This is a genomic window from Streptomyces sp. NPDC107522 (assembly GCF_055657525.1).
In genome coordinates this window covers 93,566-109,090 of record NZ_JBVKAU010000020.1, presented here as the reverse complement: position 1 = coordinate 109,090, position 15,525 = coordinate 93,566, and the positions used below count along the sequence as shown (strand labels likewise).

Annotated in this window: 17 protein-coding genes; 5 read left to right on the top strand and 12 right to left on the bottom strand. The window is 71.7% G+C overall.

Annotation, left to right across the window (positions count from 1 at the left end; genetic code table 11):
- Positions 1–18 precede the first annotated feature (18 nt).
- Together ACZ7L6_RS38190 and ACZ7L6_RS38185 are read left to right on the top strand one after the other, a co-directional pair.
- Positions 19–1,806, top strand: a complete 1,788-nt coding sequence (locus ACZ7L6_RS38190; protein ID WP_471932203.1) for a glycoside hydrolase family 15 protein — start codon at positions 19–21, stop codon at positions 1,804–1,806.
- A gap of 5 nt (positions 1,807–1,811) precedes the next feature.
- Positions 1,812–2,567 (top strand): SDR family oxidoreductase, encoded by a 756-nt coding sequence (locus ACZ7L6_RS38185; RefSeq protein ID WP_471932201.1) that lies wholly within the window; start codon positions 1,812–1,814, stop codon positions 2,565–2,567.
- A gap of 92 nt (positions 2,568–2,659) precedes the next feature.
- On the opposite strand, the gene amaP is transcribed toward ACZ7L6_RS38185, so the two are convergent.
- Genes amaP through ACZ7L6_RS38160 form a run of 5 tightly spaced genes read right to left on the bottom strand, consistent with a single transcriptional unit; the run spans position 2,660 to position 5,020 of the window.
- Entirely contained in the window at positions 2,660–3,238 is a 579-nt protein-coding gene (gene amaP / locus ACZ7L6_RS38180; protein WP_471932199.1) for an alkaline shock response membrane anchor protein AmaP, read from the bottom strand.
- A gap of 5 nt (positions 3,239–3,243) precedes the next feature.
- Positions 3,244–3,924, bottom strand: a complete 681-nt coding sequence (locus ACZ7L6_RS38175; protein ID WP_471932197.1) for a DUF6286 domain-containing protein — start codon at positions 3,922–3,924, stop codon at positions 3,244–3,246.
- Positions 3,921–4,304 carry an Asp23/Gls24 family envelope stress response protein gene (locus ACZ7L6_RS38170; protein WP_471932195.1) on the bottom strand — a complete coding sequence of 128 codons (384 nt, stop codon included), beginning with the start codon at positions 4,302–4,304 and terminating at the stop codon, positions 3,921–3,923. The genes ACZ7L6_RS38175 and ACZ7L6_RS38170 overlap by 4 nt, the downstream gene beginning before the upstream one ends.
- The gene (locus ACZ7L6_RS38165; protein ID WP_062709653.1) at positions 4,301–4,486 is read right to left on the bottom strand and encodes a hypothetical protein; all 186 of its coding nucleotides are present in this window, start codon (positions 4,484–4,486) and stop codon (positions 4,301–4,303) included. The genes ACZ7L6_RS38170 and ACZ7L6_RS38165 overlap by 4 nt, the downstream gene beginning before the upstream one ends.
- Before the next feature lie 60 nt (positions 4,487–4,546).
- Entirely contained in the window at positions 4,547–5,020 is a 474-nt protein-coding gene (locus tag ACZ7L6_RS38160; RefSeq protein WP_471932193.1) for an Asp23/Gls24 family envelope stress response protein, read from the bottom strand.
- Positions 5,021–5,107: 87 nt separating this feature from the next.
- Here ACZ7L6_RS38160 and ACZ7L6_RS38155 point away from each other — a divergent pair, with 87 nt between their 5' ends.
- On the top strand, positions 5,108–5,827 hold the full coding sequence (locus ACZ7L6_RS38155) for a nucleopolyhedrovirus P10 family protein (RefSeq protein ID WP_471932191.1): 720 nt from the start codon (positions 5,108–5,110) through the stop codon (positions 5,825–5,827).
- 42 nt (positions 5,828–5,869) lie between these two features.
- On the opposite strand, the gene ACZ7L6_RS38150 is transcribed toward ACZ7L6_RS38155, so the two are convergent.
- The 4 genes from ACZ7L6_RS38150 to ACZ7L6_RS38135 form a co-directional block, all read right to left on the bottom strand.
- Positions 5,870–6,673 carry an enoyl-CoA hydratase/isomerase family protein gene (locus ACZ7L6_RS38150; protein WP_471932189.1) on the bottom strand — a complete coding sequence of 268 codons (804 nt, stop codon included), beginning with the start codon at positions 6,671–6,673 and terminating at the stop codon, positions 5,870–5,872.
- Between the two features lie 132 nt (positions 6,674–6,805).
- The gene (locus ACZ7L6_RS38145; RefSeq protein ID WP_004002281.1) at positions 6,806–7,027 is read right to left on the bottom strand and encodes a helix-turn-helix domain-containing protein; all 222 of its coding nucleotides are present in this window, start codon (positions 7,025–7,027) and stop codon (positions 6,806–6,808) included.
- A gap of 335 nt (positions 7,028–7,362) precedes the next feature.
- Entirely contained in the window at positions 7,363–8,961 is a 1,599-nt protein-coding gene (locus ACZ7L6_RS38140) for an ABC-F family ATP-binding cassette domain-containing protein (protein WP_471932187.1), read from the bottom strand.
- Positions 8,962–9,086: 125 nt separating this feature from the next.
- Positions 9,087–9,887 (bottom strand): hypothetical protein, encoded by an 801-nt coding sequence (locus tag ACZ7L6_RS38135; protein WP_471932185.1) that lies wholly within the window; start codon positions 9,885–9,887, stop codon positions 9,087–9,089.
- A gap of 322 nt (positions 9,888–10,209) precedes the next feature.
- Here ACZ7L6_RS38135 and ACZ7L6_RS38130 point away from each other — a divergent pair, with 322 nt between their 5' ends.
- Positions 10,210–10,623, top strand: a complete 414-nt coding sequence (locus ACZ7L6_RS38130) for a VOC family protein (protein ID WP_471932183.1) — start codon at positions 10,210–10,212, stop codon at positions 10,621–10,623.
- 13 nt (positions 10,624–10,636) lie between these two features.
- Here the strand turns inward: ACZ7L6_RS38130 and ACZ7L6_RS38125 are convergent, their stop codons facing one another.
- The 3 genes from ACZ7L6_RS38125 to ACZ7L6_RS38115 all read right to left on the bottom strand — a co-directional run bounded on the left by ACZ7L6_RS38125 (position 10,637) and on the right by ACZ7L6_RS38115 (position 14,518).
- Positions 10,637–12,046, bottom strand: a complete 1,410-nt coding sequence (locus ACZ7L6_RS38125) for a hypothetical protein (RefSeq protein WP_471932181.1) — start codon at positions 12,044–12,046, stop codon at positions 10,637–10,639.
- A 269-nt stretch (positions 12,047–12,315) separates the two neighbouring features.
- Positions 12,316–13,437, bottom strand: coding sequence for an alpha/beta hydrolase (locus ACZ7L6_RS38120; protein ID WP_471932179.1), 1,122 nt, complete (start codon positions 13,435–13,437; stop codon positions 12,316–12,318).
- A 340-nt stretch (positions 13,438–13,777) separates the two neighbouring features.
- Entirely contained in the window at positions 13,778–14,518 is a 741-nt protein-coding gene (locus ACZ7L6_RS38115) for a class II aldolase/adducin family protein (protein WP_471932288.1), read from the bottom strand.
- A gap of 219 nt (positions 14,519–14,737) precedes the next feature.
- Here ACZ7L6_RS38115 and ACZ7L6_RS38110 point away from each other — a divergent pair, with 219 nt between their 5' ends.
- On the top strand, positions 14,738–15,487 hold the full coding sequence (locus ACZ7L6_RS38110; RefSeq protein ID WP_471932177.1) for a lysozyme: 750 nt from the start codon (positions 14,738–14,740) through the stop codon (positions 15,485–15,487).
- The last annotated feature ends 38 nt before the right edge of the window (positions 15,488–15,525 follow it).

Here is a 15,525-nt window from a genome sequence, read left to right as displayed (position 1 = left end):
CGGGGAACCCGCACTTGCGTGCACCCGCGCATCGAGGACTACGCCCTCATCGGCGACGAGCAGACGGCCGCCCTGATCGGCAGGGACGGCTCCGTCGACTGGCTGTGCCTGCCCCGCTTCGACTCGGGCGCCTGCTTCGCGAGGCTCCTCGGCGACACGGACAACGGCCACTGGCGCATCGCCCCCAAGCACGCGAAAGGCCCCTGCACCCGCCGCGCCTACCGCCGGGACACCCTGGTCCTTGACACCGAGTGGGAGACCGACGAGGGCGCGATCCGGGTCACCGACCTGATGCCCCAACGCGACCGCGCCCCCGACCTCGTGCGCATCGTGGAGGGCCTGCGCGGCCGTGTCACCGTGCGCAGCACCCTGCGGCTCCGCTTCGACTACGGCTCGATCGTCCCCTGGGTGCGCAGGTCCGACGGGCACCGGGTGGCCGTCGCCGGCCCGGACTCGGTCTGGCTGCGCAGCGAACCCGAAGTGCACACCTGGGGCAAGGACTTCGGCACGCACTCGGAGTTCACCGTCGACAAGGGCGAGAAGGTCGCGTTCGTCCTCACCTGGCACCCTTCGCACGAGCCGCGCCCACCGCTCGTCGACCCGCACAAGGCGCTGCGCGCCAGCGTGCGCGACTGGCGCAAGTGGGCGGGGCGCTGCCACTACGACGGCCCGCACCGCGACGCCGTCGTCCGCTCCCTGATCACCCTCAAGGCCCTCACCTACCGGCCGACCGGCGGCATCGTCGCCGCCCCCACCACCTCGCTCCCCGAGGAGCTGGGCGGCGTCCGCAACTGGGACTACCGCTACTGCTGGCTGCGCGACTCCACCCTCCTGCTGAACGTGGGACTGTCGGCGGGCTACCGGGAGGAGGCCGAGGCCTGGCGCAACTGGCTGTTGCGCGCGGTCGCCGGTGATCCGGCCGACCTGCAGATCATGTACGGCCTGGCGGGCGAACGGCGGCTGCCCGAGTTCGAGGTGCCGTGGCTGTCCGGCTTCGCCGGCTCCGTTCCCGTACGCATCGGCAACGAGGCCGTGAAACAGCTGCAGTTGGACGTGTACGGCGAGGTCATGGACACGCTGGCCCTGGCCCGGGACGCGGGCCTGCCCATCAAGCCGCACATGTGGGCGATCCAGGCCTCCCTCATGGAGTGGCTGCGCTCGGCGTGGCGCCAGCCGGACGAGGGACTGTGGGAGGTGCGTGGCGGCCGCCGTCACTTCGTGCACTCGAAGGTGATGGTGTGGGTGGCCGCGGACCGGGCGGTGCGCACTCTGGAGAAGAACCCGAAGCTGCAGGGCGACCTCGACGGCTGGCGGGAGTTGCGCGACGAGGTGCACCGCGAGGTGTGCGAGAAGGGCTACGACGCCGAGCGGAACACCTTCACGCAGTTCTACGGCTCCCGTGAACTCGACGCCGCGCTGCTGCTCATCCCGCGGGTGGGCTTCCTGCCGCCCGACGACCCGCGCGTCCTCGGCACCATCGACGCGATCCGCGCCGAGCTCAGCCATCAGGGCTTCCTGCGCCGCTACAGCACCGACGGCACGACCGTCGACGGGCTGCCGGGTGACGAGGGCACGTTCCTTGCCTGCTCGTTCTGGCTCGCGGAGGCGCTGCACATGACGGGGCGTACGAAGGAGGCACGTGAGCTGTTCGACCGGCTGGTGGGTCTCGCCAACGACGTGGGCCTGCTGTCCGAGGAGTACGACCCGGTGGCCGACCGCCAGCTCGGCAACTTCCCGCAGGCCTTCAGCCACATCGGCCTGGTGAACACCGCCCTCGCCCTGTTCGGGGGCGACGGGGCAGGATAGGGGCCATGGATCTTGGACTGAAGGACCGGGTGTACGTCGTCACGGGGGCCACCCGCGGACTGGGCAACGCGGCGGCGCGTGAGCTGGTGGCCGACGGGGCGAAGGTTGTCCTGACGGGCAGGGACGCCGAGCGGGCCGGCGCCGCGGCTGCTGAGCTGGGGTCGAATGCCGTGGGTGTGGCCGTCGACAACGCCGATCCTGAGGCGGCGGCGCGGCTGATCGCCACGGCGGGTGAGCGGTTCGGCGGGTTCGACGGCATTCTCGTCAGTGTCGGTGGGCCGCCTGCCGGGTTCGTCGCGGACAACACGGACGAACAGTGGCAGGCCGCGTTCGAGTCGGTGTTTCTGGGCGCGGTCCGGCTCGCGCGGGCGGCAGCGGCGGAGCTCGACGAGGGTGGCGTCATCGGGTTCGTGCTGTCGGGTTCGGTGCATGAGCCGATTCCTGGGCTGACGATTTCAAACGGGCTGCGGCCGGGGCTCGCCGGGTTCGCCAAGTCCCTTGCGGACGAGTTGGGGCCGCGGGGAATTCGGGTCGTGGGGCTGCTTCCGTCCCGTATCGACACGGATCGGGTGCGGGAGCTGGACGGCATGTCCGCCGACCCGGAGGCGACTCGGGCGGCGAACGAGGCGCGCATTCCGCTGCGACGGTACGGGACTCCGGAGGAGTTCGGGCGTGCGGCTGCGTTTTTGTTGTCTCCGGCCGCGTCTTATCTGACGGGGATCATGTTGCCTGTGGATGGCGGGATGCGGCACGGGTTTTGAGCGCCATTGCCGTCTGACGGTTTGTGGGGCCTGATCGCGCCCGCGCGGCGGAGCCGCATATCGATACAGCCCCGCGCCCCTGTCGGGGCGCCTCAACTCACCCTCTCAGCACGGCGCTTGACGCCCTTCAAGCGGACCTCGGTCGGCAATTGCGCCAAGCCCGCTGAATTGCGGGCGTGGGTGAGGGCCTGTGCCGTGAGGCCGTTCAGTGCCGTCCCGGGATCCACGTGCGGCTCCAGCAGCAGCCGTACCCGGGTCTCGGGTGCGCTGCGGCGGCCCCACAGGTGGACGTGGGCGCGGTGGACACCCTCCATAGTCGTCGCCTCGTTCGCCAGGACGGTCTCCAGAGCCCGGCCCCGCAGCAGTGCGCCCTCGCCGTCGCCGGTGTCGACGAGGACTTCGGTGAGGCGGTGCCGACGCAGGTTCGCGGTCAGCCACCACAGGGCGAGCAGGACAAGGACGGCGAGTACGGCGATGACCGTCGGCCACCACCAGCCGTCGTCCCGCCAGCGCGTCCGTTCGGCTTCGCTGAGCAGGACGTCGTGCCGGCTGTCGTGGATCCACCAGGACGGGGGGTCCAGCCCGAGTCCCACGGCCAGTACGGAACCGCCGATCACGAGCAGCACCAGCCCGACCAGCCCGATCAGTACCCGGTTGACCACCCTGAGCACGGCACTCACCCCTTCCGTCCGAGCCGCCGTACCCGCACCGACAGCGCGGGCGGCCGGGTCAGGCCCAGGCCCCTGATCGCGTCGGCGAGCGTGGCGTCCAGGTCGGCGCGTACGTCGTCCAGCTCGCGGAAGTGGGAGACGGCGCGGACGTCGGCCCGCCTCCGGCGCATCCGCACCCGGACCGACTGGACGCCGGAGACCTCCATGGCCCGGTCGCGCAGCACGAGGGCGGCCAGCTCTCGGTGGAGGCCGGCGCGTACGTCGGGGTGGGTGCGCCGCATCGGCAGGACCGACCGCAGCCCGGGCGTGGTGGCCAGGACGAGCAGCCAGAGGCCGAGGACGGCGGCGACACCCGCGCCGACGAGCACCCAGGTGTCGTCGAGGGGGCGTTCGGCGAGTCCGCGGGCCAGTTCCCGGCGCCAGCGCATGGCTGGCCGGTCGGCGCGCACGGAGGCGATGTCGTACAGGAAGAAGCCGGCGACGACGAAGAGCAGCAGAGCCGTGATCGCGGCCGGGATGCGGCGTGCCGACCAGAAGCGGCGGTTCGCGCCGTCCTCGCCGTCGAGTGCGGGTGGGGGCTTGTAGTCCGCCGCCGACGCCGACTGGTCGAGGGTGTCGGGGCCGGTCTCCTTCTCGATGACCGGCAGTCGCTGTGTGGTGCCTTCGGAACCCTGGGACTCGCTCATCGCGTCCTCCCCTGTGCCGCGCCCTGTCCGGGCGCCGGGTGCAGCCGCTCCACGTGCACGGCGACCTCCGGCACCTCCATGCCCACCAACGCGCCTACCCGCTCGGCGACATGCCGACGCACGGCCGCGCAACGCGCGCCGATGTCGGTGGGGTACTCGAGTTCGACGTGGACGCGGACCCGGGCGGTGTCGTGGGCGACGACGACATTGGCGTACGGCCGGGCGGCGTCCGCGGGCGGCTTCCCCACCGCCTCGCGCGCGGCCTGGGAGGCGACCTTCGCGACGACCCGGTCGGCGATCCGGGTCGCCCCGCGCTCGCCCGGCGGGACGACGGGAAGGGGTCTGCCGAGTTCACCGGCCCCCGTGCTCACCGGCGTCACCGCCGCCGTTCGTCACGGCGCCGGAAGAAGTCACCGAGCTCGTACTCCCCTTCCAGGAACCGCCCGACGACGAAACCGACGGCGCCCAGGGCCGCCACCAGCAGGAAGGCTCCGAATCCGCCGAAATACCCGGCGAAGCCCAGTGCCATGCCGGCGATCATGCCGACCACGGCCATGCTCATGGTGCGCTCCTCAGCTCCTCAGCAACTCCCCGGCCCTTGCGTCGTCCGGTCGCCGGCGCCTCACTGGATCCGACGCTCCGGTTCCTCTTCCTCTTCCTCCGGAAGCTTCACATCACTCACCGCGATGTTGACCTCGACGACTTCGAGGCCGGTCATCCGCTCGACGGCGGTGATCACGTTCTCGCGCACGTCCCGGGCCACATCGGCGATCGACACGCCGTACTCGACGACGATCTCCAGGTCGAGCGCGGCCTGTACCTCGCCGACCTCGGCCTTCACCCCGCGCGTGACCGCCTTCGTCCCGCCCGGGACCCGGTCGCGCACGGCCCCGAAGGTCCGCGCCAGTCCGCTGCCCATGGCGTGCACGCCGTCCACGTCGCGTGCGGCCATCCCGGCGATCTTCTCCACGACGCCGTCCGCGATGGTCGTCCGCCCCCGTGAGCCGGGGTCTCCCCCGCCACGCCTCGTCTGAGCCTTCCGTGTGATGGGGGCCTCGCCTTCCGTCCCCCGGTTCTGCTCCGTCATCTCAGTCATGGCCGCACATCCTTTTCGGTTGTCGTCCTTTGACCACGTTAATCACGGTTACGCGATCGCGCGCCAGGGATACGGCAGGCTGGAGGAATGACGGCGGAAAGATGGACGCAGGCAGTGAAACGGCAGCTCGGCCTCGGCAGGCTCCTGCCCCTGGGCGGCCCGCGCGACGGCGCGTGGATCGCCGAGGCGGCGGCCGAGGCGGTGCTGCGGCGCGCGGCCGAGGACATGCGCGGGGTACGGCTGGGCGTGCTGCGGATCGCGCTCGTCGACCCGGACGACGCCGGAGAGGCGGCCGTACCACCGCCGCCGAGCGCCCTGCCGCCGGGTCCCCTGCGGGTGACGGCGGATTTCGCGGCGACGGCGACCGAGCCGTTGCCGGCAGCGGCGGACCGGCTGCGCGAACTGCTGGCCACCGCGGCGACGGAACGCCTCGGCCTGACGGTGGCGGAGGTCGACCTACGGGTGACGGCCCTGCTCGACGACGACGTGGAACCCGCTCCCGTACGGCAGCCGGAACCGACGCGGGCCGCGGAGCCCGGGAACCCCGACGAGGAGCGCGTCTGCGCCGCGGCACAGGCGGTCCCGGGCGTGACCCGATTGACGGGCGCCTTCGGCGGGTTGGCCCGAGCGGTGCACATCGAGGAGCGGCAGGACGAGGCCGCCCTGCCGCACCGGCACGCGCGCGTCGAGATCGCGGTGAGCGCGGACCACCGGGCCGTGGAGGTGGCCCGTGGGGTCCGCAGGAAGGTGGGAGAGGCGCTGCCGGATCACCCGACGGTGGCGGTGCTGGTCACGGCCGTCGGCTGATCGGCGCATGACTCATCGCCACGTGACGCGTCAGCGCACGGCTCACTCGCCGAGGCCGGCCAGATCCCGCAGCCGCCGCGCCTGCGCGGCCCGCTCGGCGCCGCGCTGCTCGTCGTACGTACGGTCCACGGCACCACGAAGCAGCGCCTTGGTCTCGATCACGGCATCCCGCGGCGCGGACACGATCGCCCCCGCCAGATCCCGTACGGCGTCCTCGAGCTGCTCGGCGGGCACCGCGAGGTTGGCCAGCCCGCTGCTGACGGCCTCCTCGGCCGACACGAACCGCCCCGTCACGCAGATCTCCAGCGCGCGGCCGTAGCCGACCAGCCCGACCAGCGGGTGCGTACCCGTCAGGTCCGGCACCAGCCCGAGGCTGGTCTCACGCATGGCGAACTGCACGTCGTCGGCGACGACGCGCACGTCACAGGCGAGCGCGAGCTGGAAGCCCGCCCCGATGGCATGGCCCTGTACGGCGGCGATGGACACGATGTCGTTGCGCCGCCACCAGGTGAAGCCCTCCTGGAACTCGGCGATGGCAGCGTCGAGTTCACCGTCGCTGCTGCGCGCGAGGTCGATGAACGAGGACTCGCCCTCCATCCCGTCGGGCGTGAACATCTGCCGGTCGAGTCCGGCGGAGAAGGACTTACCCTCTCCGCGCAGCACGACGACCCGCACGCTGCCCGGCAGGACCCGCCCGGCCTCGGCGAGCGTCCGCCACATGGCGGGGCTCTGTGCATTGCGCTTGGCCGGATTGGTCAGGGTCACCGTGGCGATCGCGCCGTCGACGGTGAGCCGTACGCCGTTCTTGTCGAGCAGGGGAGCCAGTTCCTGGTCGGACGAAGCCATGGGGTGCCTCCGATGAGTGCGGTCATCATGGGATGCCCGGAAGGGCACCCCCTAAGTGACTGCACAGTAACCACCCGGTCGATCAGCCGACCGACCGGGTGGCCACCATCGAAGCCGATGGGCCGCCCGGGCTCAGGACGATGCGGCCTTCTTGCCCCGTGTCGCCCCGCCACGCCCACGAAGCGTGACGCCCGATTCGCTGAGCATCCGGTGTACGAAGCCATACGAGCGGCCGGTTTCCTCGGCCAGTGCCCGAATGCTCGCACCGGAGTCGTACTTCTTCTTCAGGTCTGCCGCGAGCTTGTCGCGCGCGGCGCCGGTTACCCGGCTGCCCTTCTTCAGAGTCTCGGCCACCCGTGCCTCCTCATGGGAAGTGCGCTCTGGTCTCCTCATGATCACCCCTCCGGAGCTTCATGGCCACCCATTCGGCAAGGTCCGTGAGACAAGGTTTTGACGACAGGAGCGCATCCCCACATGCGGAATCTGAAATTCCGGCGGGTGGTGTCCGTACGGCCGAACGGGTTCTTTCGCGAAGTGGCAGGTCAGAGACGCGCGACGGCCGAGCCCTTGTCAATAAAGGACTCGGCCACGAAATCGATGTAGTACACACCTCGGTACGAGGAGATCTCACACAGATGATGGATCACCAATGGGCCGAATGATCCATACGCCGGTGATCACGCATTCGATCAAGCCAGGGCGACGAGATCCGCGTAGTCGGCGCCCCACAGGTCCTCGACACCGTCGGGCAGCAGAATGATCCGCTCCGGCTGCAGTGCCTCGACGGCGCCCTCGTCGTGGGTGACGAGCACGACCGCGCCCTTGTAGGTGCGCAGCGCGCCGAGGATCTCCTCGCGGCTGGCCGGGTCGAGGTTGTTGGTGGGCTCGTCGAGCAGCAGCACGTTCGCCGACGACACCACCAGGGTGGCGAGCGCGAGGCGGGTCTTCTCGCCGCCGGAGAGGACGCCCGCCGGCTTGTCGACGTCGTCGCCGGAGAACAGGAACGAGCCGAGCACCTTGCGGACCTCGACGAGGTCCATGTCGGGGGCCGCGGAGCGCATGTTCTCCAGGACCGTGCGGTCGGGGTCCAGGGTTTCGTGCTCCTGGGCGTAGTACCCGATCTTGAGCCCGTGGCCGGGGATGACTGCGCCGGTGTCCGGCTGCTCGACGCCCGCGAGGAGCCTCAACAGGGTCGTCTTTCCGGCGCCGTTGAGCCCGAGGATGACGACCCTCGACCCCTTGTCGATGGCCAGGTCGACGTCGGTGAAGATCTCCAGGGAGCCGTACGACTTCGACAGGCCCTCGGCGGTCAGCGGGGTCTTGCCGCAGGGCGCCGGCTCCGGGAAGCGGAGCTTGGCGACCTTGTCGGACTGGCGGACCTCTTCCAGGCCGGACAGCAGGCGCTCGGCACGCCGGGCCATGTTCTGCGCGGCGACGGTCTTGGTGGCCTTGGCGCGCATCTTGTCGGCCTGCGCGTTGAGCGCGGCGGCCTTCTTCTCGGCGTTCTGCCGCTCGCGCTTGCGGCGCTTCTCGTCGGCCTCGCGCTGCTGCTGGTAGAGCTTCCAGCCCATGTTGTAGATGTCGATCTGGGCGCGGTTGGCGTCCAGGTAGAACACCTTGTTGACGACCGTGTCGACCAGGTCGACGTCGTGGGAGATCACGATGAACCCGCCGCGGTACGTCTTCAGGTAGTCCCGCAGCCAGATGATCGAGTCGGCGTCGAGGTGGTTGGTCGGCTCGTCGAGCAACAGGGTGTCCGCGTCCGAGAACAGGATGCGGGCGAGCTCGATACGGCGGCGCTGACCGCCGGAGAGGGTGTGCAGCGGCTGGCCGAGCACCCGGTCGGGCAGGTTGAGCGCGGCGGCGATGGTGGCGGCTTCGGCCTCCGCGGAGTAGCCGCCCTTGGTGAGGAACTCCGTCTCCTGGCGCTCGTACTGCTTGAGGGCCTTCTCGCGGGTGGCGCCCTTGCCGTTGGCGATGCGCTGTTCGTTGTCGCGCATCTTGCGGATCAGTACGTCCAGACCGCGCGCTGAGAGGATGCGGTCGCGGGCGAGGACGTCGAGGTCGCCGGTGCGGGGGTCCTGCGGGAGGTAGCCGACCTCGCCGGAGCGGGTGATGGTGCCGGCGGCGGGGATGCCGTCGCCGGCGAGGCACTTGGTGAGGGTCGTCTTGCCGGCGCCGTTGCGGCCGACCAGGCCGATGCGGTCGCCCTTGGCGACGCGGAAGGTCGCGGACTCGATGAGGACGCGCGCACCGGCGCGCAGCTCGATACCGGAGGCGGAGATCACGGACAGACTCCAGGGCGGGGGTAGGTGGCGGGATGGGCGGCTGAGGACGTTCCCGCCGTCTAATGCGCGAGGAGAATGGCCATGGGAGCCAGTCTAACGGGGCCGTGCAACCACTTTTTCTGGGTTCACGTGTTCGGACCCCGGCTCGCCGCCGTCCCCTTGCGGACCTCGTTGCCGAGCGGTCTGCGGTGCGGGGCGATGCGTCCCAGGTCGTCCATGGCGATGAGCTGTGCGGTCCAGGCCGCGCGGGGGCAGGGCTGGGCGACGAGGAGCGCCCTGCCGTGACGTACGGCACGCGCGGGTTCGAAGGCACAGCCCTCACGGGCCGGCAGCACCCAGCGCAGGTCGCCGTCGGCGATCCGGTACGCGGAGACGCGGCGGGGCGTCACGACGGCGAGGATGCCGCGGCCGAGGGGGCGCAGGACGCCGGTGCCGCGGTGGGCCGGGAGCCAGTCGCGGGCCGCGGGCAGGGCGCGGTGCCAGCGGACGGTACGGCCGTCGGTGTCGGTGACCATGCCGTCGTCCCACAGCGTGATCACCTCCACGCGCGCGTGGGGCGAGGTGACGCGGAGAGAGGTCAGCGGGCGCCGGCCTTCCCGGGTGTAGCGCCAGTGGGTCGTCCCCGTGCGGGGGGTGTAGGCCTCGACGGCCGTTCCGCGCGTGCGCAACCGGGTCGTCGTCGGCTGCTGTGCGGTGGTGTGCCGTACGCGCGCGTGGACGGTGAGGTGGTCGCCGTAGGGGGTGGGGCGGGTGTGGTGGGCGGCGGTGAGGAGCGGGGCTGCGAGGAGGAGGACCAGGGCGGCTGCGCGGAGGGGGCGGGGGACGTGGAGGGAGCGGCGTGAGGTGGTGCGCGGGGTGGGTTCCGGGAGGTGCTCCGGTCGGGAAGGCACGGCGGTGCTCGTGCGGCCGCCCGGTTCGAGGGTCATCGCTGCGTCGCCTCGGCCGGTAGAACAACCACCCACGCCCCCTTGGGACCCTTCGTGGGGCCTCTCGGCCCTCTCCCGACGGCTGCTTCCGGCGGATCAGGCGCAGAGCGTAGCCATGCCCGGTGCGGGTGGCGGGGCATGCCTTCGGGACACGGCGCGTCGGCGGAGGTCTCTCCCCCGTTCGGCCCTGCGGCCGGGCCGGGCACCTCGGCTCACGGGCCGTTGTCAGTGGTCGCTGCAAGACTGGTCTGCGGGTCGGAATCCGGCATGTTCCGGCGTGTGACGGCAGGTGACAGCGATGGATCACGAAGGGGTGGTCGGCATGGCAGACGCGAGCGGTGGGCGTCCGAGCATCTACCCGACGCTGCTCTACGCGGACGCGAAGGCGGCGATCAAACAGCTCACGGAGGCCTTCGGGTTCACCGAGCTGTCGGTGTACGAAGGCGAGGACGGCTCGGTGCTGCACGCCGAGCTCGTGCAGGGCAACGGCGCGGTGATGCTCGGTTCGAAGGGCCGCGGCGGCGTCTTCGACGCGGCGATGAAGGACGCCGGCACGACCGGGGTGTACGTCGTCGTGGCCGACGTCGACGCACACCACCGGCGGGCCGTGGAGCACGGCGCGGAGATCCTGATGCCCCCGACGGACCAGGAGTACGGCTCACGGGACTACATGGCCCGGGACGTCGAGGGCAATGTGTGGAGCTTCGGCACCTACGCGCCCGCGATTCAGGGCTGAGCGCCGGTCCGGCTCAGTTTCCCCCGGTGTGCACCTGGAAGGCGGCGCGGCGTACGGCCTTGGCGAGGGCGGGGTCGGGGTGCGCGGCGGCGAGCGCGACCAGGACCTGCACGGTGCGGGGGTGACCGACGGCGCGCACCTCGTCGAGGAGCGCGGGGACGGTCGGCTGGAGCGCGGACTCCAGGTGCCGTACGAGCATCGGGGCCTCGCCGTGGTCGGCGACGGCGGCGGCGGTGTCGACCCACAGCCAGGTGGCCTCCTCCCGGGTGAGCACCTCGTGGGCGTCCTCGGGGTCGACGCCGTCGTGCTCGGCGAGCCACAGCAGGGCGTACGGCCGTAGCGTCGGCTCCTCGACTACGGCGCGTACGTCGGGCTCGGCGGGGGCGCCGACGACGCGCAGCGCCTCGAAGGCGAGGCCGCGCAGCAGGGCGTCCTCGCCGCGCGCGGCGGCGAGGAGTTCGGTGACGGCGCTGCCGACGGGGCGGGCGGCGAGCCAGGCGCGGTACTCGTCACGGGCGGCGTTCGGGCGGAGCTGGGCGCAGCCTCGGAGCATGTCCTCGGCGGACTGCTCGATGTTCCCGGCGGGGCTCTGGGCGGCGACGCAGATCTGCTCCAGCTTGACCCAGACCGCCCAGTTGCCGAGGGGGGTGAGCGTGGCCTGTCCGTCGCCGTAGGTGAGGGCGCCGACGGAGGCGAGGGCGTGCAGGGCCCAGTCGAGGAGGGGGGCCAGAGGGGTGTCGTCCGCGGGTGTTGCGGCGTGGGCGACCGGCTCGGGCCGGGGACCGTAAGTGATCTCGCAGCGCTCGGTGCGCAGTTCGGTGACCCGCTGCTCCAGCAGGTCCAGGAGCTGCTCCACGGGGACCGGACCGGCGGACAGCTGCAGGAAGGAGAGCACCTGGGGCATGGCCGAGACGACGTCGGCCACGGCGGCGGCGTGCTCGTGCTGCTCGGGTTCCGGGTGGGCGAGCGACCAGGCGTCGAAGAGGGCGACCCAGCCGCGCAGAACGGCACTGTCGTCACGGTCCCAGGCGCGCAGCCGCCAGCCGGGGCGGGCGCTGTCGCCGTGCACCTCGACGAGGCCGGCGAGGCGGGCGGTGTCCCAGTCGGCACGGACCTGAGCCACGGTCAGGCCGAGGTCGTGGGCCGCCCGTTCGGCAGTCGCGTCGGAGAGCGTGCCCTTGCCGTCGGAACCGGCGCCGTCACGGCCGGGGCGCAGGGCGGTGTCGGCCCAGTGGGCGACGCGGGCCGCGGCGGCGAGACCGGAGCGAGCCATTCTGGCCAGCTCGGCCCGGGCCGGTGTGCCCTCCGGGGGGCGCGGTGCGGGGCGGCGTGGGCGCCGCTGGTTCACGGCTCTGGGGGCGGCGGCCAGGGGTCGCGGGCGGACGAGTCGAAGCCTGGAGTCGCGCGGGATACGGGACGTCACGGGTGCAGTCTTCCGGTTGACGGTCCGAAAACCCAAACGGAATGTCACGAGGGGCGACGGGGATGGCCAACGCACGGGGTGCTGCGGGCGGCGAGGGACCGATAACAGGCCAGTGGTACGGGGTTAAACGGAATCTGTGGGACCGGTACGGAGGGGAGGTGACCGAGGGTGGGAACGGCGCGTAAGGAGAGCGTACGGAGCGACTGACAGAGTCCTGCCGCCGGGAAGGTGCGGAGTGGGCCCTGGGAGAGGTCGGCGAGCCGGCGGGGTCACATGAGGGGTGTCATGAAGCGGCGGAGGGCTTCTTCGTAGGCCTCGGGGTCGGCGTTCCACATGGCTGAGTGGGGGGCGTTCCTGACCGTGTGGAGGGCCACCAGGTTGGGGTGGGCGTCGGCCAGGCGGCGGGAGAGGGCCCAGGGGGCCACCCTGTCGTCCGGGCCGTGGAAGATGAGGGTCGGCACCGTGAGGCGGTCGGGGGCGCCGTCGCCGCGTGCGGTGTCCAGGCCTGTGCGGCCCTGGGCCGCGCGGACCGCGAGCGGCAGCAGGGCGCTCGGCGTGTGGCGGGCCCTGGCGAGGGCACGCAGGGTGGTCTCCCAGCTGAGGACCGGGGAGTCCAGGACGAGGCCGGAGACACGGTCACGCAGACCGGAGTGCGCGGCGGCACGCAGCGCCATCGTCGCGCCGGTGGACCAGCCGAGCAGCACGAACTGCTTGGCGCCGTACCGCACGGCGTACCGCATCGCGGCGTCCAGGTCGCGCCACTCGGTCTCGCCGAGGTGGTTCAGGCCGTCCGGCGGGCGGGGTGCGCCGAGGTCGCCGCGGTAGGCGAGGGCGAGGACCGGGAAGTGGCGGCCGCTGAGGAACCGCATGACGTTCATGGCGTGTTCGCGGGTCGTGCCGAGGCCGTGCACCGCGATGACCCAGGTGTCCCGTGTGGCGGGGACGAACCAGGCGGGCAGGGAGCCGAGTTCGCCGGGGACGTCGACATCGGCGTGGTCGAGGCCGAGGGCGGCGCTCGGGTTGCCGACGTACACGTTCGGGGTGAGCCAGACGCTGTCGCCGGGCCGGAGGGTGCCGTGGGTGACGCGCTCCAGGCGGCGTACGACGGTGTCGGCGGAGTGGTTCGCCGTGGCGAGGACGGGGCCGACGACCGCGTGCGAGGCGTCGCCGGCAAGGCCGTAAGTGCCGGGGCGCAGGGAGGCGAGGTCTCGGGTGAGTGCGATCTGACCGGCGGCCGTGGCGTGCACGGTGAGCCGGGGTTCGGTGGGCAGGGGCCGGCCTGGGGGCGCCGTCAGCGCGGCGCCACTGGCGAACCGGCCGGCGGCGACGCTCGCGGCGCCGGCGGCGAGAGCCACGGTGACGGCAGCGGCCGTCGCTTTGACAGTGCGCACGGGTCCAGTGTCCGGGCGTATGGGGGGAGCGGCCAGTGGGAGGGCGGCATGGAGTGAGGTCCGGTGGGGGTGCGGGGGTGCCGTCGCCGTGGGCTTGCGAGGTGTACGGCGCTGTGGCCGACCGGGGGGGGCGCGTGGCCCGGCGCCAAGGGCGTGCCGCCCGCGTCCTGGATTTTCTCGCCCTCGCCGCCCCTACCCATCCCATACTCCAGGGGCGCTGCCCCTTCGACCCCGGCTCCTGGGGGCTGCCGCCCCCAGACCCCCGCTTCGGCCTCGAAAGGGCCTCGTCCTCAAACGCCGGACGGGCTGAAATACCCCGCCCAACCGCCGGAGGCAACCGTCACGCCCGCTGCCCGTACCCCCGCAACCGCTCGCCCACCTCCGCCACCTGCCCCTCCGACAGCAGCGTCGGCGTGAGCCCCGGTACCGATGACGCCGTGAGCCACAGGCGGCACATCCACTCCAGCTGGGCCGTGCGGTCGTAGGCCTGGTCCAGGGTCGTGCCGTAGGCGATCGTGCCGTGGTTCCGGAGGAGGCAGGCGGTGCGGTCGGTGAGGGCCCGGAGCATGTTCTCGGCCAACTCCTGGGTGCCGTACGTCGCATACGGGGCAACCCGGACCGGTCCACCGAGCGCGGCGGCCATGTAGTGGATCAGCGGGAGCTCGGGGACCAGGGTCGAGACGGCCGTCGCGTGGACGGCGTGGGTGTGGACGACGGCGCCGGCGTCCGTGGCGCGGTAGACGGCGAGGTGCATCGGCAGCTCGCTCGTCGGCACCAGCGCGCCCAGCACCTGCCGGCCGTCGATGTCGACCCCCGTCACGTCCTGCGGCGTCAGGCGGTCGTACGGCACTCCCGACGGCGTGACCAGCACCGTGTCCCCGACCCGCACCGAGACGTTCCCGGACGTGCCGACGACCAGCCCGTCGGCGACGGTCCGGCGCGCCGTCGCCACAAGGGCCTCCCAGGCATCCGCCTCCTCGGGGCGCACGCGCCTGCCCCACGGCTCGCCCACTTCCTGCGCGCGCTCGCGCGCATCCCTCCCACCCCGAACACCCCGCTGGTCCCGTCGCTCCTCAGCCATGTCCTCAGCCATGCGGCGATCCTGCCAGGCCCCATCGCGACGCGGCCTCAAGTCGCCCAGGAGGCGGGGCACTTTAGGCCGGAAGACCGGCGTCCGGAAGGGTGCATATACGGATACATCACTCTCTTCCCGTGCTTGGCCGGAGATCGACAGGCATTCAATGACCTTCCAGTAATCTCTGGGGGATTTGTCGTGCACGTCGCCATTCCGGGGGGAAATATGGCTCGTGATCGCAAACCGTCCCGTCACCGCTCCCGCCTCATAGCGGCGTCCGTGGCAGCGCTCGCCTTCGGGGGGACCGCGCTCGCCGAGATTCCGGCGGCGGCAGCAGGCAAGCCCAAGGGCCACGACGTCTCTTCCCACCAGAAGAACGTCAACTGGCAGAGCTCGAAGGCGAAGGGCGCCACGTTCGTCTACGTCAAGGCGACCGAGTCGCACACCTACCGCAACCCCTACTTCAACCAGCAGTACAACGGTTCCCGCAACGCGGGCCTCATCCGCGGCGCCTACCACTTCGCATTGCCGGACAAGTCGTCGGGCAGGTCGCAGGCGCAGCACTTCGTGCGCAACGGCGGCGGCTGGACGCCGGACGGCTGGACGCTGCCGCCCGCGCTCGACATCGAGTACAACCCGTACAGCAAGCACAAGTGCTACGGACTGAGCAAGGCCAAGATGGTCAACTGGATCCAGTCCTTCAGCAACGAGGTGAAGCGTCTCACCGGCCGTCGTCCGGTGATCTACACCACCACGCACTGGTGGAACACCTGCACCGGCGCCAGCCGCGCCTTCGCCTCGAATCACGCCCTGTGGACAGCCCGCTACAACTCCTCGAGCGCGGGGGCACTGCCGGCCGGATGGCAGTTCTGGACCTTCTGGCAGTACGACAACGGCGGCGGGAGCCTGCCGGGTGACCAGAATCTCTTCAACGGGTCCATGAGCCAGCTGAGGAAGTTCGCCCGCGGCTACTAGCCGTGCGGCGCCCGGGCCGCGCGCTGTCCGACGGAACC